Source organism: Catalinimonas alkaloidigena (assembly GCF_900100765.1).
In the GTDB taxonomy this organism is placed as follows: Bacteria; Bacteroidota; Bacteroidia; order Cytophagales; family Flexibacteraceae; genus Mooreia; species Mooreia alkaloidigena.
Window position 1 is genome coordinate 284,133 of record NZ_FNFO01000007.1, and the last position, 22,502, is coordinate 306,634.

Genomic DNA, 22,502 nt, shown 5'->3' on the forward strand with positions numbered 1-22,502 from the left:
TGAATTTTCATAAAACCTGCTGCCCATGTATGTACTAAAACGCGATGGACGACGCGAATCAGTAAAATTTGATAAGATCACCGCTCGGATCGAAAAACTTTGCTACGGTCTGGACCTGCGCTACGTAAAACCGGTTGAGGTAGCCATGAAAGTGATCGACGGCATCTACGACGGTGTCACGACGGTGGAACTGGATAACCTGGCGGCTGAGACGGCGGCCACCATGACGGTCCGCCACCCTGACTACGCGCTACTGGCTGCGCGCATCGCGGTATCAAACTTGCACAAAACCACCAGCAAGTCGTTCTCGAACACCATGAAGCGGTTGTATCAGTACGTGGACCCCAAAACGGGTGAGAACGCGTCGCTGATCTCGCGGGAGGTGTACGAAGTGGTGAAGAAACACGCCGTGCTTCTGGATTCGACGATTATCTACGACCGTGACTTTGGGTACGACTTTTTCGGGTTCAAAACGTTGGAGCGCAGCTACTTGCTGAAACTGGACGGCAAAGTGGTGGAGCGTCCGCAACACATGCTGATGCGCGTTGCGGTGGGCATCCACCAGAACGACATCGATCAGGTCATCAAAACGTACGAACTGTTGTCGGAGCGCTGGTTTACACACGCCACGCCGACGCTGTTCAACGCCGGAACGCCGAAGCCTCAGCTTTCGTCCTGCTTCCTGCTGACCATGAAGGAAGACTCGATTCCGGGCATTTACGACACGCTGAAACAATGCGCGCAAATTTCGCAGTCGGCCGGGGGAATCGGTTTGTCGATTCACAACGTCCGCGCGACGGGCTCTTACATTAAAGGTACGAATGGCACCTCGAACGGGCTCATCCCGATGCTGAAGGTGTTCAACGATACGGCCCGCTACGTCGACCAGGGTGGAGGCAAGCGCAAAGGCGCGTTTGCGGTCTATCTGGAGCCGTGGCACGCCGACGTTTTTGATTGGCTCGATCTGAAAAAGAACCATGGGAAAGAAGAACTCCGCGCCCGCGATCTCTTCTACGCCCTCTGGACGCCCGACCTGTTTATGAAGCGCGTGGAAGCCAACGAAGAGTGGTCGCTGTTCTGCCCGAACGAAGCGCCCGGTCTGGCTGACTGCTACGGCGACGAGTTCGAGCGTCTCTATGAAAAGTACGAGCGCGAAGGCCGCGCCCGCCGCGTGGTGAAAGCGCAGGACCTCTGGTTCGAGATTCTGGAATCGCAAACTGAGACCGGCACGCCTTACATGCTGTTCAAAGACCACGCGAACCGCAAGTCGAACCAAAAGAACCTGGGTACGATCAAATCGTCGAACCTCTGCACGGAGATCATGGAATACACCTCGCCCGACGAAGTGGCGGTGTGTAACCTGGCGTCCATCGCCCTGCCGAAGTTCATCGTCGATCGCCCGGACGGTTCGAAATATTTCGACTACCAGCAGCTGTACGACGTCACCTATCAGGTGACCAAAAACCTGAACCGCATCATCGACGTCAACTATTACCCGGTCGAAGAAGCACGTCGCAGCAACATGCGTCACCGCCCGATCGGCATTGGTGTACAGGGATTGGCCGATGCCTTCATCCTGCTGAAGATGCCGTTCGAATCGGACGAAGCCAAAGGACTGAACAAAGACATTTTCGAGACGATCTACTTCGCGTCCATGACGGCCTCGAAAGATCTGGCGAAGAAAGACGGTGCCTACGAAACGTTCCCCGGCTCGCCGCTTTCGAAAGGCGAATTCCAGTTCGACATGTGGGGCGTTTCGCCCGAGTCGGGCCGCTGGGATTGGGATAGCCTGCGCGAAGAGGTAATGGAACACGGCGCGCGCAACTCGCTGCTGCTGGCTCCGATGCCGACTGCCTCGACGTCGCAAATCCTGGGCAACAACGAGTGCTTCGAGCCGTACACGAGCAACATCTACACCCGTCGCGTCCTTTCGGGCGAGTTCGTCGTGGTGAACAAGCACCTGCTGCGCGACCTCGTGGAGCTGGGCCTCTGGAACGAGCAGATGAAAAACATGCTGATCGAAGCCAACGGCTCGGTGCAGCACCTGCCCGTGCCTCAGCACGTCAAGGACCTGTACAAAACGGTGTGGGAAATCAGCCAGCGGACCATCCTCGACATGGCCGCCGACCGGGGCGCGTTCATCTGCCAGTCGCAGAGCCTCAACATCCACATCCAGGACCCCAACTTCGGCAAACTGACGTCCATGCACTTCTACGCGTGGCGCAAGGGCCTGAAAACGGGCATGTACTACCTCCGTACGAAAGCCGCTACCGACGCGATCAAATTCACCGTCGACAAGAGCGCCATCGCCGTACCGGATGTCAAGAAGAAAGTTGCGCAGCCAGTGGCCGCCGGGGTCAACGAGATCCAGGCCCAGAAAGCTTCCGACATGCAATGCTCGCTCGACGATCCAGACGGTTGCATTTCCTGCGGGTCGTAACCCATAAAAACGTATGTATTCAAAAAAACGCCGCTCCCTCAAAAGGGGCGGCGTTTTTGCTTATGCGGATCGGGGTTCGTTTCACCACTACCGCAAATTTAGCGGCGCGAAGCAAAGCGTAACTTGTGGTTACCATTGTTGCACGTTTTTAACGTGCGCATGTTGAAAACCGAGCCGCGGAGGCATGCATAATTTTTCCTACAAGCTTGCGGTAGCAGAGTGCGGTAGGAGAACAGGACAAGGATGGAAAGAAAGCAATGGCTATCTTATTGGCATGAGTCGCAACTATAAATTTCGTGATCAGGAGAAGCTGTATTTCGTGACGTTTTCTGTGGTGAACTGGATCGACGTGTTTGTGCGGCGGGAGTACAAAGACATCGTGGTGGCGAGCCTGCGGTATTGTATAAACCATAAGGGATTGGAAGTCTACGCGTGGTGCATCATGACCAGCCACGTACATCTGATCACCAGGACGATGGGGGAGCGGCTGGAAGACATTTTGCGCGACCTGAAGCGGCATACGGCCAAAGCGATCTGAAAGCGATTGAAGGGAATCCACAGGAGAGCCGGAGGGAATGGATGCTGTGGATGATGCGGCGAGCCGGCGAACGAAACGGCAATAACCGGACCTACCAATTCGGGCAACAGCACAATCACCCTTTGGAGCTGAGTTCGAATGAGATGATGCAACAGAAACTGGACTACCTCCACCGAAATCCTGTCGCGGCCGGGTTCGTGGGGGAGCCCGAAGCGTACCTGTATTCCAGTGCTTGCGACTACGCTGGCACCAAAGGATTACTCCCCGTTGCAGTTCGTCGCGTAAACGGGTATGAATCAGTGGGAAATCCTTCTTGTACAACAAGAACCTCATCACCCACCATGTTGAAAATAGCCACCCTTTCTCTTTTTGTACTTTTCGGATGTATCGCCTGTGGCACACAGCATGAATCCACCACTTGGCAACTGGATAACCTGGAGCAGATCGGAGGGCATGCCGTGGAAATCTACGGTAATCCGAAGGTGGTCGAGACGCCCTACGGCAAAGGTATCGCCTTCGATGGTATAGAAGACCAGCTTATTGTCGACGCTTCGCCTTTAAAGGAGTATTCGGAATTTACGATTGAGGCGCTCATGAAGCCAAATGACGTGTTTCCAGAAAATGCTGCGCCGCGCTTTTTCCACATCGAATCGAGCGAATCGGTGAGCCGACTGCTCATGGAAATCCGCTTAAACGATCAGCATCAGTGGTATTTCGACGGCTTTCTGAAAGCCACGACCGAAGATTTGGCACTGATCGATTCGACCCTGATACACCCCACCGAGGCGTGGATGCACGTTGCGGTGAGTTATCAAGATTCCGTGTTTACCACGTATGTCAACCACCAGCCGGAACTGTCGGGAGCGGTGCGGTACGATCCCATTCCGGTACTAAACGGAAAGACCTCACTCGGCGCCCGGATGAATTTCCGCAGTTACTTCAACGGCACCATTGCCAAAATCCGTGTGACCAACGCCGTGCTGAAACCCGAGGATTTTATGCCCTTGTAGTGCTCAAAACATCACGGCACGTTTTACTTTTCCGGCCATGTCTACGAATGAACTTCGCCTCCGGGAAATCCAGCCGGCGGACAATCCGGCGGTGGCGGCCGTGATCCGCACCGTGCTCACGGAGTTTGGGGCCAACCTGCCCGGTACGGCTTTTTTCGATCCGGCCATCGATCATCTGTACGACTATTATCAGCAACCGCGGGCGGCCTACTTTGTCCTCGAACGAGACGGGAAGTTGGTCGGTGGGGGCGGCATTGGACCGTTGGAAGGAGCAGGAACGGACGTGTGCGAATTGCAAAAATTGTATTTGTTGCCAGAAGGGCGTGGGCAGGGTTGGGGACGCGAACTCATGGACCGGTGTCTGGCATTTGCGCGGGCGGCGGGCTACCGCCAATGTTACCTGGAGTCGCTGCCGCAACTGCACAAGGGCGTCCAACTTTACGAGCGCTATGGCTTTCAGTACCTGGATCAGCCTCTGGGACAGACGGGACACAACGGCTGCGATCTCTGGATGCTCCTAGCGTTGTAATGGAGAAAGCCATGGAATAAAAGCCTGGCTTTGTCACCGGACGGCTGGCAAGCCGCTTCTGAGGCCGTTCGATGACTGGTAGTGCAACCCAGCCCCCTCAATGCTGAAGATAGTCATGTAACGAGACGCCGCCATGCGCACTCGACTGATGAGCGGCTTCTACACAGGCCATCGTGTCGATGCAATCTTCTACCGAGTTGTCGGGCCGTTCGATACTGCCTTCCGCCGCGCGCATCACCTGCGCCATGCTGCCGATAAACGCATGCGGAAACCAACTTCCTTCGATGTCGAGCGTTTGCCACGTGGGCGCTTTGCCCTCTTCCAGCACGACGTACTCAAACGCATCCGAAACACCTTCGGGATAATTCATCAACAAACCGAGTTTGATGCGAATCGCTCCCTTTGTGCCCTCGAATTTAATATACGAATGCTGGTGGTGCAGCCCGAATTGATGCGCGTGGTTGGTCAGGATGTTGGCCCGCTGCCATTCGCCATAATCGAGAATCATCGTCGTGCGTACCGAGGCTAGTTCTGCCATGGCGGGATGTTTGGTGGTTTTCGCATACAGCCGTTCGGGATTTCCGAGGAACGAGCGGATCAGGTCTAAGTAATGAATGCTGTGGTAGAGAATTTCGACACGTGGCGCGGTGAACAAAAAGTCCCACAGGTGCCAGGGCGTGTAGACGTTGACATTGACTTCGAGGTCGCAAAGCTCCCCGATAAGGCCTTCGTCGAGCATCTGGCGGGCCACCTGCACGAACGGCGCGTACCGCAACTGAAAATTGATTCCGGCATTCATCCGCTTGGCGCGCGTAAGGGCCAGAATGGCTTTCGCCGCTGCGTAGTCTTCTCCCATCGGCTTCTGAATCAGGACCGACGCGCCGTCGGGCAATTGTTCCAGGACACGAAGAACGGCACTGCCGGGCACGGCCACATCGAACACCACGTCTTCCGGTACGTCCTGCACGAGTTGCGCCAGACTTTCGTAGATGTGGAGAATCTGAAACTGATCGGCCAGCGCCTGGGCTTTTTCCCGGTTTAGATCGAAAATGCCGATCACGTCGAAACCGGCGATCCGGTACGCCGGGAGGTGCGCATCGTGAACAATGCCCCCGGCTCCGATGATGACGATGGGGCGCGGCGATTGCGGTAGAAGGAGAGAAGCGGAATAGGGCATAGCAAAAGACGTAACGGAGTTCAGCTTGCGATGTAGTTGCCGTAGGTGAGGGCCAGCACGGCGACCACCAACACAGCCAGCGCTCCAGCGAGGGCGCCGATTGTTTTTCCGCGCGCGGCGGCCCACTCTTTCATCAGCAGTCCGGCGATGTTGCTGAACAGTACCAGCATGATCATGTGAACGGCCCAACTGGTGAATTTGTAATTGCCCATGCGGACGTGGCCGAGGCCGTAGAAAAAGAACTGGGAGTACCAGAGAAGGCCGGTCAGGATCGACAGCGCGTAATTGAAGGTGAGGGCCGAACCGGTAGCCGGAACGCGGGTGTACTCCCCAAAGGTGCGTTGCTTCTGGTGCAGGTAGAGGCAGTAGACCAGCGTGGTGAGAAATGCACCGGTATTCGAGAACAGGTAAATCACATTGCCCTGAAAATCACCCGCTCCATACTTCGCCGCCACGTCGGCGATGGGTTGCCCCTGGTCGAGCGAGAAGCCGTAGAGCGCCGACAGAACCCCCGCCAGCAGGCAAAGCGGCAGCCCTTTGGAAAGCGAGAACGTGGTGTCGGCGGCAGCTTCCTGGGCGAGGTCCAGTTCCTTGAAACGTCCGGCCACGCCGCACAACGCAATGCCGACGACTCCCAAACACATCCCGATGATAATCCATCCCGCCCCGTGGGCCGAAAGGACGGTACCCAATTCGCCCCGCACAAACGGTGGCAACAAGGTACCCAGCACACACGAAATCCCGATGGAGATGGCGTAGGTCAGCGAATAACCAACGTACCGGATCGCCAGGCCGAACGCCGTTCCCCCGACGCCATAGGCGATGCCCAACCCAAACGATTTCCACATGGCGCTGGCCGGTGCTTCGTGTAGGACTTCGGTCAGGTGTGGGATGGTCAGAAATGCGACCAGAATGGGCAAGAGGAGCCAACATACCAACGCCTGCGCAAGCCAGTAGGTCTGCCACGACCATTGCACGACTTTCTTTTGGGGCGTATAGCAAAGGGCGGCAAACGAGGCCCCTGTGGCGTGTAAAAGAACTCCGGTAACGACGCTCATGTAGTGGGTTAATGAGTTGGTGGACGGGTGGATTAGAGGCGATAAAACTGGCGGGCGTTGAGGTGAAAGACCTGGGCCTGTGCCGCCTCGTCGAGCAGGGATTGCAGTAGTTGCTGGTAGGCTTGCCAAGTGTGGACATAACTTTCGGCGAGGAGGGAGACGGGCCAGTCGCCGCCGCAGAAACAGCGCTCCGTCCCGAAATGCTCAATGGCAAAAGCAACGTACGGTTCCAGGTCGTCGGCCGTCCAATCGTACAATTTGCCTGACGTCGTACCGAGTCCGGAAATTTTCGCGTAGAACCCATCGTGCTGGGCCGCCTCTTGCATCAACTCGCCCCAGCGTCCGTAGGTCTCGCCGGTGGCGATGGGCGGTTGGTTTAGGTGATCGAACACCATGCGGAGAGACGGTATTTTCTCTGCCACCTGTAATGCGGTTTCGATATGCTCCGGCAATACGCCCACGACGTCGTACGGCACGTTGCGGTCCGCCAGCAGTTGCAAACTTTCCAGCACCGTCGGTTGCAGGAGCCATTGCGGATCGGGCTCGTCGTGGATCAGGTGACGCACCCCTTTGAAATAGGGATGTTGCAGGTAGCGCTCCAGGGCTTGCTCCGTCTGCCTCGGGTCCAACAACGGTACCCATCCCACCACGCCTTCGATCCAGTCGGTTTGGGCGGCGGTTTCCAGCATCAAGTCCGTGTCTTCGAACGTATTGGCCGCCTGCACGAGCACACCTCCGGTGACACCCGCTTCCACGCGTGGTTCGGCCAGTTCTTCGATCCGGTACGTACGGTTCAGCAGCGTTGTGTTGCCTTCCAGCCACGTGTAGCGCAGGTTTTCCAGGTCCCAGATGTGTACGTGCGTATCGATCAGGTGCATGGTCAGTGTAGGTTGAATTCTTGGTTGATGTGGGCGTTGTGTTCGCCCAGTCCCGGCGCGCCCCGTTCGCTGTGCAGCCGTTCGCCGTCGATGCGGAGCGGGCAGCGGGTGGTGGTGATGCGCTGTCCCTGCGTAGTGCGTACTTCCATCTCCATGCCCAGTTGGCGGTAGCCTTCCGTCTGGCGCAGTTGCTCGTAATTCAACACGCGCGCGCACCAAATGTCGGCGGGTTCCAGAATCCCGAGCCAGTGATCGGTTGAGCGGGTAAGCAGATGGTCGGCCAGGATTTGTTTGATCTCGTCGCGTCGGTCGAACCAGGCGGCAGGATCGGTGAAGGGTGCCAGCGGCGGGCAGTCCAGTAACTCACCCAGCGTCAGGATGTTCGCCATCGCGAGGGCCAGGTGCCCGTCGGTCGTCGGGTAAATGCCGTAGGGCGCGGCGACGTAGGCCTGCGCGTTGTGCACCGCGCTCCGCTCGGGAAGTTGATGGCCGTCGTTCAGGAAACAGGTAAACACTTCGAACTGAAAATCCAGCGCACTTTCCAGCATACTGACTTGCACCAACGCCCCTTCGTTGGAGATGGCCCGTTGGTAAAGCGCCGCCAGCACACCCTGTGCCAGGTGCGTCCCCGCCAGAATATCGGCGACGGCCACGCCCATCGGGGTAGGAGGAGCCGTTTGATCGTGACTGAGCCACGTCAATCCGGAAATTGCTTGCAGCAGCAGATCTTGTCCCGGCTTATCGCGCCACGGTCCGGTTTCGCCATAGCCGCTGATTTCACCGTAGACGAGCTGTGGGTTGAGGGCTTTCACCGTCGGGTAATCCAGACCCAGCCGTTCGATGACACCCGGCCGGAAGTTGTGGAGCATCACATCGGCCTGTTGCAGCAGTTGCTGGATGCGCGCCAGATCAGCCGGATTTTTCAGATCGGCGGTATAGCTTTCTTTGTTGCGGTTGATGGCGTGGAAGATGGTCGATTCACCCTCGATGCGCACATCGGAGACGTACAGTTGACGGCAGATGTCGCCGGAACCCGCCTTCTCAATTTTGATGACCCGCGCGCCCAGATCGGACAGCCGCAGACTCGCGGACGGTCCCGACAGAAACTGACTGAAGTCTACGACAAGAAGATCTTCGAGGAGTGGCATGGGCGTTAGTTTGGGGGAGTGTTCAGTTCCTGGAGAATACGGTCCCGGTCGCCGCCCAGTGCGGGCGCCGGTCGATCCGACGTCAACGTGTGGCCGTTGAAGCGGATGGGGCAGCGCGTGGTGCGAATGTCCCGACCTGCGGCTTGTAGCGTCTGTACCATGTCCAGGGCCAGAAAGCCGGCGTGTTCGGCGAGTTGTTGCCAGTCGAGCACTTCCACCGCCCAGAGGTCCGCCGCCCGAAACTTCTCCATCCAGAAGGCTGAAGGGCGTTGCTTCAGGTGCGCGGCCAGCGTCCGTTTGATGTCGTCCCGCCGCCGAAAGGCTTCTTCTTGAGAAAAGGCTTGAAGGGCTTCGCTTTCCAGCACCTCGGCCAGCTTTTGCAACGGAACCATCGCCACGGCGAGGTACCCGTCGGCGGTGGCGTGCAGTCCGTAGGGCGCACCCAGCAGGGTATGGCCGTTGCTCAGAGCAGATCGCTGCGGCAGTTGTCCGCTAGCGTAGTAAGTCGTCAAGAGTTCGAACTGAAAATCCAGGAGCGATTCCAGCATGCTCAATTCGATGCGTGCGCCGGTGCCGGTTTTGTGACGTCGGATCAGCGCGGCCAGTACGCCCTGCACCAGTTGCGCTCCGCACAAAATGTCGGCGATAGCCAATCCGAACGGAACGGGCGGATCGTCGGCGTTGCCGGTGGTGTGGGCCAGGCCGCTCATGGCCTGCAGCAACAGATCCTGTCCGGGTTTGTCTTTCCAGGGTCCTTCCGTTCCGTAACCGCTGATTTCGGCGTAGACCAGCCGCGGATTGAGTTGCTGCGCAGCCGCGTAATCCAGCCCGATCTTCTCCATGACGCCCGGCCGGAAATTATGGATCAGCACATCGGCTTTTTGGATGAGTTGATGCACCACCGCGACATCCTCCGGCGATTTCAGGTTGGCCGTAAAGCTTTCTTTGTTGCGGTTGATCGTGTGAAACAGCAGCGAATTATCGTCGACCCACAAGTTCTTGATCGCCAGACGGCGGCAACCGTCGCCACCTTTCGGATTCTCGATTTTGATGACCCGCGCACCCAGATCGGCCAGCCGCAAACTCGCCGAAGGACCGGAGAGATACTGGCAAAATTCGAGGACCAGAAGCCCTTGCAACGGATGGTTCATGGCAGTGGGCATTAGGCCTTGGCGTTCTTCCGGCTTTCGCGGTACAGCTGATTGATTTCCTGAAGCACCCGCTCCGGCGAGCCGCCCTCTTTTAAATAGCGATGCAGCGGATCGCCCGCGTGATCCTGAAAATGGAGGTACCCGTTGTAGCGAGGGCGCGTGAAGGCGCGATCCAGAGCAGGCAGCGTACTGCGGAAAAACTGATGCGTCAGTTGATTGGCCGACTCACTCGTCCAGGCGGCGCGGTGGCCGGGCTGTCCGCCATGTTCCACGTAGAACGTCGATTGACACGGACCCGACACAATCGCCTCTGCGAAGCGGACGGCCCATTCCGGATGGGCACTGAAAGCGGAAACGGCCAACCCGGTCCCACCCAGCGTACTACGGAGCTTTTCGCCCGGTCGGAAATCGACCAGATCCCCGTAGGTCAGCAACTGAGCGGCATAGCCGGTGCGGGAATAATTCGAATAGCCATACGCAAACGGGCAGTACCAGTAGTCGTCCGTACGGGTCATGACTTCGGCCACCGCAATCGGATTTCTGGAGAAAAATGTTTTGTCGACCCGACCATACAGATCGCCCATCGTGTCCAGCACCTGAAGTCCTGTCTCCGCATCGATCACTTCCTCTTCCGAACTAAAAGGCGTTTTGCCATGCGCCAGGCAGAACATGTAAAAGTTCATCAGCAGATCAATCGGAATGGCTGGCACCGCCACGTTGCCCCGACTGGCGAGTTCGAGCAAAGCGTCCCACGTGGTCGGCACTTCGGCCTGGTGCTGTTCGAACAGATCGGCGCGGTAGCTGGCAACGGGGGTTGCCGCGTCGATGGCCAGGCCCCACTGGTGACCGCCGTACTGGTAACTCCGGTGCGAGTTCCCGACGGAGTTTTGTGCTTGATCGTCCAGGTATGCCTCCGACAAATGTTCATCCAGCGGCAGGACGCAGCGCGTCGCATCCGCACAGCCGACCCACGGATGGTCGATGATCAGCAGATCGTAGCGCTCGGTCAGCTTTTCGATAGGAAAGTCAGCGAATTCCTGGAGCGTTCGCTGTTTCCAGGTGATTTCTACGTCCGGGTGCAATTCCGAAAAACGCTGTGAGAAGGCGCCCAGTGGCGTATAGCCACGGCTATGCCCCCAGGTAATGCCCTTGAGTTGAATCGTCGCCATGATTACGCCGGTCGCTTTTGGGTGAGCAGAATGTGTTCGCAGAGCATGACCAGCTCCCCGTGTTGGTTGAACACTTCGACCAGTTCGGTCACCAGTCCGTAATCCGGGCGTTTGTGGTGGTCCTTCATCTCTTTGATGGACACTTTTACTTTAATGGTATCGCCGATGAACACCGGTTTGGTGAAACGCAACCGTTCGTAGCCGTAGGTCATCGCTACTTCGTTGATGAAACTGGCCGTCATGCCGACCGCGACGCTGAAAATCAGCGTACCGTGGGCAATGCGTCGCTGAAAAGGTTGGGTTTTGCACCACTCGGCGTCCATGTGGTGTGGAAAAAAGTCGCCGGTCTGACCGGCGTGCATGACAATATCGGTTTCGGTGATGGTGCGTCCGATGGTTTCCCGGACTTCCTCCAGCGAAAATTCTTCGAAATACTTTTTGACAAACATGGAAAATCGGTGTAGTGCGTAGGGGCGGGCCAGCCGACAGCTCGCGCCCGGTCTACCCCGAAAAAGAACGGAAATGAGGATTTATACCCTCTGGCGTCCTTTTTTCTTGCCTGCGGCACCGAAACTATGCTTTCAGCCTGCCGACGATCTCGAACTTGTCGAATACATTGGCGTTGTGTGGCGCGTCTTTCAACTCCGGCGTCAGGTCCTGGCCGGCCCAGTGTTCGTAATGCTGCCCGTTGCGCCAGAGACGCGAGCGGCTCACGTCGTAGATGTCGCCCTGGTACGCACACCAGATTTCGGGGCGATCCTGTCCATTGCGCAGGGCCAACTGGGCGCGGGTGTATTCTTTCATATCAGGCGTGCCTGCGTGTTGAGCCAACGGTCGGGCATCATGCCTTTGCAGGCGTCGTCGTAATCGCGGTAACTGCACGGTACGTAGTAGACCGAGCCGGGATCGTGCGGGCGGGGCACCTCCAGCCACCAGCGGTCTGAAAGTTTGCTTTTGTAGAACGTCAGCTCCTGCGAACTGGAAGGGGTCGGTACCGTGTAACGAACAAACTGTCCGTTGCGAAAATCCCGTTCGGGCTTGCGGTGGTAAAAGCCTTCGACCAGGTACCAGAGCATCACCGCGACCACGTGGGCGGTTTGGTCTTCAGCGTCCAGTTCGGGATTGTACTCGTAAAATCCGGCTAGCGAAAGGTGGTTGCTCATGCCGGCGTACCAGCAAAGCTGGCAAGCTTCTTCGGCAGTCAGGCCAAAGGCGGCAGCATTGGCGTTACCGGGCGCATCGCGTTGCCGAATGGCACTCAGGTCGAAGCTAAACATGTCGGCTTCGCGGATGTAGGGCTCCGTCTCCATCATGTCTTCGCGTAATGCGCCCAGCCGCAACAGATCGAAGTGCAATTTTTCCAGCGTACTCAGCATCTGATCGTCGATAAAGTACGTCTGATGCCCCGCGTGGATAAAGTTGAAGAGGTAGTTCGGCTGGTGCGCAAACAAGTCGTGCAGGTGCGTACGACTGGCACCGAATACAGCTTCGTCGGCTTCCAGGTCGACGTGCGAATCCACATTGAAAACCGTAATGCGTCGGTTAAGGTCTTCGTAAGCCTGATAGGCGCCCAGTTGCAGGTCGTGCGTCCCGCCGATCAGCATCACCAGGACGTTGTGCTGCAGCAGCGTGCTGCAGACCTCCCGCAAACGGTGGAGCGTTTCGGCCCGATTGCGTCCGTTGCGCAGGTTGCCTAAGTCCACAATCCGGTATCGGCCCCGCCCTTTCTTGAGCTTGTACCACTCCCGCCGTACGGCCTCGGCCGCTCCGGTGGCGCCGAAGTTGTTGAGCGTGCCGCGTTCTTCCGTCAGGCCGATTACGGCAAGGTCGGCGTCGGTCCATTCGGGGAACGGCATGCCCGTGTTGATGGTGATCTGATGGCGGACGGCGTAGAGGTCACGCACTTCGTCCAGGAGGTATTCTTCGACGGGATCGAAAAAGATACTAATGCTCATAGAAGCCAAAATTGCGAATTACTGGCTAGAGATGGGGCTGTATGCCATAAAAAAAGGGAGACTGATGAGTCTCCCTTTCTAAAAACGTGTTGTTGGAATTAACCGCCGAAGTCGTCAAAGCGAATGTTTTCGGACGGTACGCCCAGGTCGTCGAGCATTTTCAGCACGGCGGCGTTCATCATGGGCGGTCCACACAGGTAATATTCGATATCTTCCGGCTCGGGGTGATTCTTCAGGTAGTTGTCGTAAAGAACCTGGTGAATAAAGCCTTTGTAGCCGGTCCAGTTGTCCTCGGGCAGCGGCTCCGAAAGCGCAATGTTGTACTGGAAATTCGGAAAATCTTTTTCGATGGCCCGGAAGTGCTCCGTGTAGAACAGTTCGCGCACCGAACGCCCGCCGTACCAGTACGACACTTTGCGGTTGGTCTTTTCGGTATGGAACAGGTGGAAGATCTGCGAACGCAGCGGCGCCATACCGGCACCACCACCCACATACACCATCTCGCGGTCGGTCGGGTTGATGTGGAATTCTCCGTAAGGACCGGAAATCGTCACTTTATCGCCCAGCTTGCGGCTGAAGACGTACGATGAACAGATCCCCGGATTCACGTCCATAAACTTGTTGTTAGCGCGGTCCCACGGCGGCGTGGCAATCCGGATGTTCAGCATGATGATGTTCCCTTCGGCCGGGTGGTTGGCCATCGAATAGGCCCGGAAAATCGGCTCGGGGTTTTTCATCTTCAGATCCCACATATTGAACTTGTCCCAGTCGGGCTGGTAGGCATCGGCGGGGCGGTTCAACTCGGGCTTCGGCGTAATGTCCATGCCTTTGAATTCTACCTCAATGGCCGGCACGTCGATCTGGATGTAACCTCCTGATTCAAAGTTCAGGAACTCGCCTTCCGGCAGTTTTACCACAAACTCCTTGATGAAGGTCGCTACGTTGTAGTTCGAGATGACCTCGCACTCCCATTTCTTAATGCCAAAGATTTCTTCCGGAATGCGGATGTGCATGTCCTGTTTCACCTTCACCTGGCACGAGAGGCGCACGTTGCCTTTCTGTTCGGTGCGGCTCAGGTGGCCCAGTTCGGTGGGTAGCACATCGCCGCCCCCGTCTTCCACCACGCATTTGCACATGGCACACGTACCACCACCCCCGCAGGCGGAGGGGAGAAAGATCTTTTGGGAGGCCAGGGTGGAGAGGAGCGAAGAACCGGCGGACGTCACAATGGGTTTCGATTCGTCACCGTTGATGAAGATCTTCACATCACCACTCTGTACCAGTTTCGACTGCGCTACCAGCAGGATCACCACCAGCAGGAGGATTACCAGCGTAAAGGCAACGATCGCCGAGACAATTACTGCAGAATTCATTTTTGCTTTGGGTTCAGTTTACTTTCGCGGTGCAAATATAAATGAGAAACCTTTCCAATGGGGTTTCGGAAACTAGTTTTTACGGTTGAAATCCTACGTGTTAACCCTGCTGAACTTCAAAAGGTTGGCTCATCGGGCAAATAATTGTTTCCAGGTTCCTTTCATGTAATTGTACTTCAGCGTGCTGGGCAGGGCCTTCCACCAGTAACGGTTCATTTCCACTGCAAACGAAGGCTGCATGTAACAGTTGATGGTGCATCCTTCGCACGCGGGGAGCCTTCCTTCCTGGGCGACGAGTCGTTGCACGGCTTCGGTACGGTAGAGGTGGTAGAGCTGATTTTCAATCGGAAATTCCTGTTGGCCGAGGTGATAACAGGGCAAAACCAGCGTATTTTCCGGAGAAATGACCACCGTAGTGCTCCCGGCCCGGCACACGGGTGCAGCGGTATGGTTGCCGCCGTCGGTACGCAATTGCAGAAAAGCTTCGTTTAAGTACACATTCTTGCGTTTGCCCCAGGCCCGCAGGGTAGCCAAGGCGTCAGCGTTCAGTTGAGCGTCGTCGGCCACATCGCCGTACGAAAAAACCGGATTGAGGATGAGTACCAGATCGTTCGGCAGGCAGACTTCTTCCCACACGCGTCCGATGTGATCCAGGTTATCGGGAAAGGCGGTAAACAAGATGTCGGGACGTTCGCCCAGGGCACGCGCGATCTGGATGGATTCCATCACTTTGTCGAAACAAGCCACGCCGCGGGCGGCATTGTGGCGTTCGGCGTCGGCATAATCGAGTGAAAAGTGCAGCATGTCGACCTTCCCGCGGAGGCGTTCGGCCCATTTGGGGTACAGCAACCCGTTGGTGGTCAGGGTAGTAATCAACTTTTGCCGCTTGGCCAACGCCAGCAGCTGATCGATTTGCCGGTGCAGCAACGGTTCTCCCCCTGTGAAGTCAACCACCCGCACGCCGAGCCGCCGGAGGTCGTGTAAGTTTTGTTCGGCGTTCGCAAGCGTAACATAAGGCGATGGGCGCTCCCAAATGTCGCAGAACGAACACGCGGCGTTGCAGCGATAGGTCACGTAATAGTTGCACAGAACCGGATGCGAAATAAGGCGCACAGCAATCAACTTTCGGGGCAAAGTACGGGTCAAGGGGGCCTTCTGCAATAAAAAAAGCGCCGATGATCCCACCGGCGCTTCTACAAACCTTTTAAGCTTCTTGTTTACTCTTTCATAAAATCCATCGTATCGATCAGGTACTTCCCTTGTACGGGTTTGATCAACAGCACAACCCGGTAAGCACCTTCCGTAGAGCTGTACTTGCCGATACAATAGCGAATGCCCTCTTTCGAAGTTCCCCGGTGCACAAAATCGAAATTGGTGGGGGGATGTTGCTGAAAGAAGTTGCGGATCACAAACTCCGCTTGTGTCTTGCTATACGAGGCTTTCTGCCCGTCGAACCCCAGTTCCACGGCTTCGTTAAAGTAGCGAGCCAGTTCGCGCGAACTGCCCGATTTCAACGAGCGGCGGGTTTCTTCCAGTACCTGGTCGGACGACTGCGCATCAGACGTCTGGATGAGAACAGAAAGCGCGATGATGAAAACAGATATAACGTTTTTCATAATTCAAGGATAATTGGCACTAAAACTATGCCAGAGTATCGGGCCTAGTTGTCAAATTTTCCGGCATCTTTGCAACCCTATACCCGGGGAAGTTACTCATTTCGGGTACGCCACCGACCACCACGTAAGATATTCGCATAATCCTTCTAAATAGAATCTTATGAAGAAAGTTCTTTTGATGATCCTGGACGGCTGGGGCATCGCTACCAAGCCGGAAGTTTCGGCCATCGACCAAGCCAATACGCCTTTCATCGATAGTTTATACGGAAAGTACGCCCACAGTAAACTAAACGCCTCCGGAATGGCGGTCGGCTTGCCCGAAGGGCAGATGGGCAACTCGGAAGTAGGGCACATGAACATCGGGGCCGGACGCATCGTCTACCAGGATCTGGCGAAAATCAACAAAGCCATTGATGAGAAAACGCTGAAAGACAACGAGATCCTGAGCGAAACGTTTGCCTACTGCAAAACGCAGAACAAGCCATTACATTACATCGGCCTGTTGTCGGACGGCGGTGTCCACTCGCACATCAACCACCTGAAAGGGCTTTGCTCTTTCGCGGCCGAAGCGGGCGTTCCGGCCGTCTATGTCCACGCCTTTACCGACGGGCGCGATACCGACCCCAAAAGCGGAGCCGGATATCTGAAGGAATTACAGGCGCACCTGGCCCAGACCGGCGGTCAGGTAGCTTCGGTCATCGGGCGTTACTACGCCATGGATCGCGACAAACGCTGGGAGCGGGTAAAACTGGCGTACGATCTGCTGGTGCATGGCCAGGGTAAGAAAGCCCAGGACCTGTTAAAAGCCGTGCAGGAGTCGTACGACGAGGACGTAACGGACGAGTTCATCAAACCGATTGTGCACGTCACGGCCGAAGGCGCGCCCGTCGCGACCATTCAGGAGGACGACGCCGTGCTGTGCTTCAACTTCCGGACCGACCGCGGTCGGGAGATTACGCAGGTGTTGACGCAACAGGACTTTCCGGAGCAGGACATGCATCCGCTCAAGCTTTATTATGTGACCCTGACGCGCTACGACGATACGTTCAAGAACGTGAAAGTGGTGTTGGAAAAAGATAACCTCCACAACACCCTGGGCGAAGTGCTGAGCAACGCGGGCAAGAAGCAGATTCGGATTGCCGAAACCGAAAAGTATCCGCACGTAACGTTCTTCTTTTCGGGCGGGCGCGAGGAGGAATTTCCCGGCGAGAGCCGCCTGTTGTGTCCGTCGCCTAAAGTGGCTACTTACGACCTGAAGCCTGAAATGAGCGCGGAAGACATTCGCGACAAAATCATTCCGGAACTGGAAAAGAAGTCGGCCGATTTTATCTGCCTGAACTTCGCGAACGCCGATATGGTAGGCCACACGGGCGTTTTTGAAGCGGCTGTTAAAGCCTGCGAAACGGTAGACCAGTGTGCGCAAGCCGTTTGCGACGCGGCACTCAAGAGCGATTACGACATCATCGTTATCGCCGATCACGGCAACTCTGACTACATGGTGAACGACGACGGATCGCCCAACACGGCCCACACCACAAATCTGGTCCCGTGCATTTTGGTGAGCAACGATCCTCACAACGCTCTGCACGACGGCGTACTGGGCGATCTGGCACCGACCATTCTGTCGTTGATGGACGTGAAAAAGCCGGCCGAGATGACGGGGACTTCGCTCTTGGCCGACTAAATACGATTATGAAGATCAGGCTTACGTATGGGCTTGGGCTCGCGCTTCTGCTGTCAGGGGGCTGTGTCGAACGACCCGAGAGCACCCTGGCAGGAGAAGCGCCGCGCTTTTTCGACGTCAAAGGCTTTGTCGACACGCAGGTGGCGCTTCTGCAACAAAAGCAGCCCGCCCTTACCAAGCGGGTATTCATCGATGGTGAGCGCCAAGAGAAGCAGTTGCAGAAGGTCGACTGGAGCAGAGAACTGGCGCAGTTTCGCGACGCAGACTTGAACAAACCTGCCTGGCGCGATAGCTATACGATCGACACGGTAGCGACCGATGCGGGGCGGACGGTGGTGTACACAGCCCTGGATCAGGATTTGCCTGTCGACAAGCTGCAGGTGACGATGGAACCCAACACCGGGGAGGTGCTGGGGCTACGCGCCGATTTGCGGAGCCACAATCTTCTGTACGACTCGCGCCGCCAGTTGATGTTGGAGTGCCAGCCTCAGGCGCAGGAAGCAGTACAGGTGACCCATTACCGCCTGAAAGGCTACCAAAAACTGGTTTTACGCGATTCGGTACGGTTTGACGTAGAGGTACAGGTGGTGCCCTGATTTTTCGGTGCTTCCGCCCGAAATCCGTTAATTTTGCGGCGTGAATACAACCAATCCTTCGCTCTTGCCCCCCTATCTGACCGAAGCCGCGTTGCGACTGTTCATCCAACAGGCGTTGGTGGAAGACGTAGGCGACGGCGACCACTCTTCGTTGGCCGCTGTGCCCGCAGAAGCCCGGCAACAAGCCCGTCTGCTGGTGAAAGACGCCGGTGTTTTGGCGGGGGTACAATTGGCCGAACGGATTTTCCGACACGTAGACCCCGACCTGGAGCTAACGGTATTTTTGCCGGATGGCGCTGAGGTGAAGGCCGGCGACGTAGCGTTGGTTGTTTCCGGAAGCGCCCGCTCCATTCTGAAAGCAGAACGGCTGGTGCTCAATTGCATGCAGCGCATGAGCGGGATTGCTACCTACACTCACCAGATGGCAAAGCTCATCGAAGGCACGTCGGCGCGCTTGCTGGATACGCGCAAAACCACGCCCGGCTTCCGCATGCTGGAGAAATGGGCGGTGCTGATTGGCGGCGGTGAGAACCATCGGTTCGGGTTGTTCGACGGCATCATTCTGAAAGATAACCATGTTGACTATGCGGGGGGCGTGCGCGCGGCGTTGGAAGCCACCCAGGCGTATCGCGACCGCCACGGCCTGAGCATCCCCGTAGAAATTGAAGTGCGCAACGAAGCCGAGCTGACCGAAGCCCTCGCCGTTGGGGGGATGGACCGGATCATGCTCGACAACATGACGCCCGCCCAGATGCGCAGCGCTGTAGCGCAAATCGGCGATCGCTACGAAACAGAGGCTTCGGGGGGCATTACGGAAGAGACCATCCGTGCGGTGGCAGAAACGGGGGTCGATTTTATTTCGGTGGGTGCGCTGACCCATTCATTCCGAAGTCTGGACCTGAGTCTGAAGGCATTTTAAAGAACAAAAGCTTAACTATCTTTTCATATGAGTAAACGATCTGGAGCGGGAAGGGCTATGGGATACCGCCCACCCTACGGCATGACTGAGCAGAACCTGGTGGGCGTCAAAACCAAGAAGTACCAGTTGGAGACGTCGAAGTACATCAAGCTGGCTTTTCTGGAGGTATTGCGGCAACAGTGGTGGGTCTTCCTGATTGCGGTAGGCGTGGCGGCCGTCGGGTTTATCTTCCCCAAAGCCGCGGTGTGGTTCATCGTAGCAGCGGTCGTCGGCCTGATTTTGTACCTGCTGTTTTGGCTGGTGCAATTCGTCGGGGTCACGCAGCTCGACCAGTTTAAGGTGATGTTCGAACGGTTCAGCTACGAACTCAACGGGAAAACCATCCTGATGCGCGTCAACGCCAAAGAAGGGATGCAGTTTAGCTGGGACAACATCAAGAAGGCAGAGAAGCAAAAAGATGCTTTCATGCTTCACATTTCGCGTGCGCAGTTTATCTACCTGCCGTTCTCCATTTTCAATTCGGAGCACGATCTGCGTCTGACCGAGGCGTTGTTGCGGCGCAAAAATCTGCTTCCGCCCAAGCCGGAGGCCACGAACGAGACCGCGGCGTAAGCCAAAAGATGGATCCATAAAAAAGCGCCTGTGTTCTGAAGAAACGCAGGCGCTTTCTTATGCCCTGCGGGCGTTATTCGCGTCCACCCGCGATGGCTTCTACCAGTTTTTCCGGATCGAAATACAGCCGGGCCGTTTCGCGCAGCTCTTCGGCCGTTACTGTCCGAATGGTGTCGACAAAGCGATCGTAATAATCGTAGCCCAGGTTGTGGTAATAAATGGATTTAAACTTGTCGGCCAGGGCAAAGGGCGTGGTGATGCTACCCGCCAGGCTGCCCAGCATGTAGTTCCGGACGGTGGTTAATTCGTTCTCGGGAATAAGCTCCTGCCGCAGTACGTCCATCTCGTGATAAATTTCCTCCAGGGTTTGCAGGGTGGCTTCTTTCTTCACGTCAGCGCCGATGACCCACAACCCGGCGTGCAGAAAAGCCGAATAGCCCGAGTAGATCCCGTAAGTGAATCCTTTCTCTTCCCGAATATTTTTCATCAGGCGCGACCCGAAGTAACCGCCAAATACTTCGTTCAGCACCTTGAAACGGAACAGGTCCGGATGATCTTTGGTGAACAAATGCTGCCCCATGCGCACAGTCGACTGGAGGCTGGCCGGAAAGGCGATGGTTTCGTGTCGTTTCGCCGCCGGCGGTACGGGCGGAATGGCAGGCGAGTCGCGGAGCGGCTGCCGCGTCAGCTGGCCAAGGGTCGCTTCCACTTCAGCCAATACGGTGGCATCGCAATCGCCAGATAAGATCAGGTCGGCACCCGCCAGGGATTGTATACGCTCCTCGTAATACGCCTGCAACTGAGGTTGTGTAATCGCGGCGAGGTCTTCTTCCTGAGCGCCTCCGCCGTACGGATGTGCGTCGCCAAAAATCAGGTTTCGGTACGCGCGCCCCGCCATAAACGACGTCTTCTGGCGATTGACCTGCAGGTTCTGGAGCTGAATTTTTCGAATGTTTTCGAGTTCGTCGGCCGGGAGGCTGGCTTCCGTAATCACTTCGCACAGCAGCGCCAGCACGGGGCGCAGGTAGCGTCGCAACGAATAGACGTGGACGTAGAAATGATCCTGCGAATGGCTCACCTGCAAGAACGAACCATAGGCCGAAAAGGCCTCCATCAGATCGGCACCGGACCGCTGTTGCGTTCCTTCGGTCAGCATTTTGCTGAGAAAAAAGGCGACCCCTTTGGCGGGTTCGTACCAGTTTCCGGCCGGAAACACCAGTTCGGCGCTAACAATGGGCTGCGTGCCGGCATGAACGACGTGGACAGGCAGGCCGTTGCTCAGGTAGTGCGTTTGCGCTTGTACCAGCGTCAGGTCGGTAATCGGATGGTAGGAGGGGGCTAACGTTCGGTCGAGTTGCTGCATCATAAAAAAAGAAAAACCCCTACTGCAAAAGGCAAGTAGGGGTGCAAATATCCGAAATTTCTACGCTTGCTGTGCGCTTCGCTTAGTTGCTGGCCGAGTTAGCACCCGACGCCAGGTCCAGGTGCAGCGTAAACCGTAGGGTTTCGCCCAGCGGGTGGTTTTGCTGAAGCGGAATCAGGTACGCAAAATCCAGCCCGAACAACTGGTAGCGCAGACCCGCCCCCGTGGTAAAGTACTGGCGGCCGCCTTTCATGTCGTTCTCATGGAAATAACCTCCCCGTACGGAGAAAAGATTGTTGTACCAGTATTCGACACCGCCGCTCAGCGTAAACTCTTTCAATTCTTCCGAGAAGCCATCGGGCGCATCGGCGAAGGAACCAAAGAAACCGCTGAAGAAGCTACGATCCGGGTTTTTACCGGCTACGATCGTCGAATCATCATCCCCGTAAATGGGCGGTGACGGAACCATCAGCTTGTTGGCGTCGAAAATCAGGCTGAGTTTGTTGTAAGGGTCCAGGTCGAACGTCACAGACGTGCCTAACCGCAGGTTGGTCGGCAGAAAACTGGCTTCGTCCTGCGTGGTATAGGTGACCTTCGGGCCCAAGTTGGTGATGGCCGCTCCCAGTGCCAGTTCAACCGGTGTACCGCCAATCGAAAGGTCCTGGTTGCGGTAATACACCGCGAGGTCGGCTGCGGCTCCGTTCGCCGCTTTGGTGCTTTGCGAGCCGTTCGGGGCGGTGACGGCCTGGCCACCCGACAGGTTAGAGTGCAGGAATTTGATGCCCACCCCGACGCTCAGGCGCTCGCTCAGTTGTTGCGAATACGCGGTCGAAATGGCAAACTCGTTCGGCACAAAATTCAGACCTTCGGCGCCGGTAGCGTCGGTGAACTGAATGTTGCCCAGGTTGAAGTAGTTCAGCGACATTTGAAGTGCGCTCTGGGGATTGAGTTTGTAATACCCCGACAGATAAGACAGAAAGACGTCGTTGATGCCACCCAGGTTCCGCAACCAGGGCGTGTACGAAACAGAACCACCGAATTTTTTATCCAGAAAAGCCGCTTTGGCAGGGTTCCAGTAGATGGAGTTGGCGTCGGGCGAAGTCGCCACGCCGGCGTCGCCCAGGGCACCGGCCCGGGCATCGGGCGAGATGGTCAGAAACGGCATCGCTGTGGTAATGGTGCGCAGCCCGTCATACTCCTGACCACTAACGTTTTGGGCAAAGGCACCGACGCTCATACCGCTCAGCACTACCCATAAAAATCCGCGTGAAATCTTACGAATCATA

Annotated in this window: 22 protein-coding genes; 8 read left to right on the forward strand and 14 right to left on the reverse strand. The window is 56.6% G+C overall.

What is annotated here, in order from left to right:
* Positions 1–25: 25 nt before the first annotated feature.
* The 4 genes from BLR44_RS18065 (at position 26) to BLR44_RS18080 (ending at position 4,517) form a co-directional block, all read left to right on the forward strand.
* A complete protein-coding gene (locus tag BLR44_RS18065) occupies positions 26–2,440 on the forward strand; it encodes a ribonucleoside-diphosphate reductase subunit alpha (protein WP_089684598.1) in 2,415 nt (804 codons plus the stop codon).
* A 274-nt stretch (positions 2,441–2,714) separates the two neighbouring features.
* Positions 2,715–2,978, forward strand: coding sequence for a transposase (locus tag BLR44_RS29320; protein WP_317042800.1), 264 nt, complete (start codon positions 2,715–2,717; stop codon positions 2,976–2,978).
* Positions 2,979–3,319: 341 nt separating this feature from the next.
* The gene (locus BLR44_RS18075) at positions 3,320–3,988 is read left to right on the forward strand and encodes a LamG domain-containing protein (protein ID WP_089684734.1); all 669 of its coding nucleotides are present in this window, start codon (positions 3,320–3,322) and stop codon (positions 3,986–3,988) included.
* A gap of 37 nt (positions 3,989–4,025) precedes the next feature.
* Complete coding sequence (locus BLR44_RS18080; protein ID WP_089684600.1) at positions 4,026–4,517, forward strand: GNAT family N-acetyltransferase; 492 nt, start codon at positions 4,026–4,028, stop codon at positions 4,515–4,517.
* A 97-nt stretch (positions 4,518–4,614) separates the two neighbouring features.
* Here the strand turns inward: BLR44_RS18080 and BLR44_RS18085 are convergent, their stop codons facing one another.
* From BLR44_RS18085 to BLR44_RS18140, 12 genes are all read right to left on the reverse strand, one after another.
* Complete coding sequence (locus BLR44_RS18085; RefSeq protein ID WP_089684602.1) at positions 4,615–5,694, reverse strand: Gfo/Idh/MocA family protein; 1,080 nt, start codon at positions 5,692–5,694, stop codon at positions 4,615–4,617.
* Positions 5,695–5,714: 20 nt separating this feature from the next.
* Entirely contained in the window at positions 5,715–6,752 is a 1,038-nt protein-coding gene (locus BLR44_RS18090; protein WP_089684604.1) for an L-rhamnose/proton symporter RhaT, read from the reverse strand.
* A 32-nt stretch (positions 6,753–6,784) separates the two neighbouring features.
* Positions 6,785–7,630: an amidohydrolase family protein gene (locus BLR44_RS18095; RefSeq protein WP_089684606.1), complete on the reverse strand. Its 846-nt coding sequence runs from the start codon at positions 7,628–7,630 to the stop codon at positions 6,785–6,787.
* 2 nt (positions 7,631–7,632) lie between these two features.
* Complete coding sequence (locus tag BLR44_RS18100) at positions 7,633–8,778, reverse strand: CaiB/BaiF CoA transferase family protein (RefSeq protein ID WP_089684608.1); 1,146 nt, start codon at positions 8,776–8,778, stop codon at positions 7,633–7,635.
* A gap of 5 nt (positions 8,779–8,783) precedes the next feature.
* The gene (locus BLR44_RS18105; RefSeq protein WP_089684735.1) at positions 8,784–9,929 is read right to left on the reverse strand and encodes a CaiB/BaiF CoA transferase family protein; all 1,146 of its coding nucleotides are present in this window, start codon (positions 9,927–9,929) and stop codon (positions 8,784–8,786) included.
* Between the two features lie 11 nt (positions 9,930–9,940).
* Entirely contained in the window at positions 9,941–11,098 is a 1,158-nt protein-coding gene (locus BLR44_RS18110; protein ID WP_089684609.1) for an ABC transporter substrate-binding protein, read from the reverse strand.
* 2 nt (positions 11,099–11,100) lie between these two features.
* Positions 11,101–11,547 (reverse strand): MaoC family dehydratase, encoded by a 447-nt coding sequence (locus tag BLR44_RS18115; RefSeq protein ID WP_089684611.1) that lies wholly within the window; start codon positions 11,545–11,547, stop codon positions 11,101–11,103.
* A 124-nt stretch (positions 11,548–11,671) separates the two neighbouring features.
* Positions 11,672–11,902, reverse strand: coding sequence for a cytochrome b5 domain-containing protein (locus tag BLR44_RS18120; RefSeq protein WP_089684614.1), 231 nt, complete (start codon positions 11,900–11,902; stop codon positions 11,672–11,674).
* Positions 11,899–13,053 carry a formimidoylglutamase gene (locus BLR44_RS18125; RefSeq protein ID WP_089684616.1) on the reverse strand — a complete coding sequence of 385 codons (1,155 nt, stop codon included), beginning with the start codon at positions 13,051–13,053 and terminating at the stop codon, positions 11,899–11,901. The genes BLR44_RS18120 and BLR44_RS18125 overlap by 4 nt, the downstream gene beginning before the upstream one ends.
* A gap of 98 nt (positions 13,054–13,151) precedes the next feature.
* Positions 13,152–14,426 (reverse strand): NADH:ubiquinone reductase (Na(+)-transporting) subunit F, encoded by a 1,275-nt coding sequence (nqrF, locus tag BLR44_RS18130; RefSeq protein ID WP_089684618.1) that lies wholly within the window; start codon positions 14,424–14,426, stop codon positions 13,152–13,154.
* Between the two features lie 129 nt (positions 14,427–14,555).
* A complete protein-coding gene (locus BLR44_RS18135) occupies positions 14,556–15,539 on the reverse strand; it encodes a radical SAM protein (RefSeq protein WP_089684737.1) in 984 nt (327 codons plus the stop codon).
* Positions 15,540–15,643: 104 nt separating this feature from the next.
* Positions 15,644–16,042, reverse strand: a complete 399-nt coding sequence (locus BLR44_RS18140) for a DUF4783 domain-containing protein (protein ID WP_089684620.1) — start codon at positions 16,040–16,042, stop codon at positions 15,644–15,646.
* Positions 16,043–16,202: 160 nt separating this feature from the next.
* Here BLR44_RS18140 and gpmI point away from each other — a divergent pair, with 160 nt between their 5' ends.
* Genes gpmI through BLR44_RS18160 form a run of 4 tightly spaced genes read left to right on the forward strand, consistent with a single transcriptional unit; the run spans position 16,203 to position 19,853 of the window.
* Entirely contained in the window at positions 16,203–17,726 is a 1,524-nt protein-coding gene (gene gpmI, locus BLR44_RS18145; protein ID WP_089684622.1) for a 2,3-bisphosphoglycerate-independent phosphoglycerate mutase, read from the forward strand.
* Between the two features lie 8 nt (positions 17,727–17,734).
* Complete coding sequence (locus BLR44_RS18150; RefSeq protein ID WP_089684624.1) at positions 17,735–18,322, forward strand: hypothetical protein; 588 nt, start codon at positions 17,735–17,737, stop codon at positions 18,320–18,322.
* Positions 18,323–18,362: 40 nt separating this feature from the next.
* Positions 18,363–19,241 (forward strand): carboxylating nicotinate-nucleotide diphosphorylase, encoded by an 879-nt coding sequence (nadC, locus tag BLR44_RS18155; RefSeq protein ID WP_089684626.1) that lies wholly within the window; start codon positions 18,363–18,365, stop codon positions 19,239–19,241.
* Between the two features lie 27 nt (positions 19,242–19,268).
* A complete protein-coding gene (locus BLR44_RS18160; protein ID WP_317042801.1) occupies positions 19,269–19,853 on the forward strand; it encodes a YcxB family protein in 585 nt (194 codons plus the stop codon).
* Between the two features lie 73 nt (positions 19,854–19,926).
* On the opposite strand, the gene BLR44_RS18165 is transcribed toward BLR44_RS18160, so the two are convergent.
* Together BLR44_RS18165 and porV are read right to left on the reverse strand one after the other, a co-directional pair.
* Positions 19,927–21,219, reverse strand: coding sequence for a M16 family metallopeptidase (locus BLR44_RS18165; protein WP_089684628.1), 1,293 nt, complete (start codon positions 21,217–21,219; stop codon positions 19,927–19,929).
* Positions 21,220–21,298: 79 nt separating this feature from the next.
* Positions 21,299–22,501: a type IX secretion system outer membrane channel protein PorV gene (porV, locus tag BLR44_RS18170; protein ID WP_089684630.1), complete on the reverse strand. Its 1,203-nt coding sequence runs from the start codon at positions 22,499–22,501 to the stop codon at positions 21,299–21,301.
* Position 22,502: the final 1 nt, after the last annotated feature.

Bases quoted from the DNA above. Each gene is read 5' to 3' on its own strand.
- BLR44_RS18065 (WP_089684598.1), top strand. From the start codon at position 26: ATGTATGTACTAAAACGCGATGGACGACGCGAATCAGTAAAATTTGAT.
- BLR44_RS29320 (WP_317042800.1), top strand. From the start codon at position 2,715: ATGAGTCGCAACTATAAATTTCGTGATCAGGAGAAGCTGTATTTCGTG.
- BLR44_RS18075 (WP_089684734.1), top strand. From the start codon at position 3,320: ATGTTGAAAATAGCCACCCTTTCTCTTTTTGTACTTTTCGGATGTATC.
- BLR44_RS18080 (WP_089684600.1), top strand. From the start codon at position 4,026: ATGTCTACGAATGAACTTCGCCTCCGGGAAATCCAGCCGGCGGACAAT.
- BLR44_RS18085 (WP_089684602.1), bottom strand. From the start codon at position 5,694: ATGCCCTATTCCGCTTCTCTCCTTCTACCGCAATCGCCGCGCCCCATC.
- BLR44_RS18090 (WP_089684604.1), bottom strand. From the start codon at position 6,752: ATGAGCGTCGTTACCGGAGTTCTTTTACACGCCACAGGGGCCTCGTTT.
- BLR44_RS18095 (WP_089684606.1), bottom strand. From the start codon at position 7,630: ATGCACCTGATCGATACGCACGTACACATCTGGGACCTGGAAAACCTG.
- BLR44_RS18100 (WP_089684608.1), bottom strand. From the start codon at position 8,778: ATGCCACTCCTCGAAGATCTTCTTGTCGTAGACTTCAGTCAGTTTCTG.
- BLR44_RS18105 (WP_089684735.1), bottom strand. From the start codon at position 9,929: ATGAACCATCCGTTGCAAGGGCTTCTGGTCCTCGAATTTTGCCAGTAT.
- BLR44_RS18110 (WP_089684609.1), bottom strand. From the start codon at position 11,098: ATGGCGACGATTCAACTCAAGGGCATTACCTGGGGGCATAGCCGTGGC.
- BLR44_RS18115 (WP_089684611.1), bottom strand. From the start codon at position 11,547: ATGTTTGTCAAAAAGTATTTCGAAGAATTTTCGCTGGAGGAAGTCCGG.
- BLR44_RS18120 (WP_089684614.1), bottom strand. From the start codon at position 11,902: ATGAAAGAATACACCCGCGCCCAGTTGGCCCTGCGCAATGGACAGGAT.
- BLR44_RS18125 (WP_089684616.1), bottom strand. From the start codon at position 13,053: ATGAGCATTAGTATCTTTTTCGATCCCGTCGAAGAATACCTCCTGGAC.
- nqrF (WP_089684618.1), bottom strand. From the start codon at position 14,426: ATGAATTCTGCAGTAATTGTCTCGGCGATCGTTGCCTTTACGCTGGTA.
- BLR44_RS18140 (WP_089684620.1), bottom strand. From the start codon at position 16,042: ATGAAAAACGTTATATCTGTTTTCATCATCGCGCTTTCTGTTCTCATC.
- gpmI (WP_089684622.1), top strand. From the start codon at position 16,203: ATGAAGAAAGTTCTTTTGATGATCCTGGACGGCTGGGGCATCGCTACC.
- BLR44_RS18150 (WP_089684624.1), top strand. From the start codon at position 17,735: ATGAAGATCAGGCTTACGTATGGGCTTGGGCTCGCGCTTCTGCTGTCA.
- BLR44_RS18160 (WP_317042801.1), top strand. From the start codon at position 19,269: ATGAGTAAACGATCTGGAGCGGGAAGGGCTATGGGATACCGCCCACCC.
- BLR44_RS18165 (WP_089684628.1), bottom strand. From the start codon at position 21,219: ATGATGCAGCAACTCGACCGAACGTTAGCCCCCTCCTACCATCCGATT.
- porV (WP_089684630.1), bottom strand. From the start codon at position 22,501: ATGATTCGTAAGATTTCACGCGGATTTTTATGGGTAGTGCTGAGCGGT.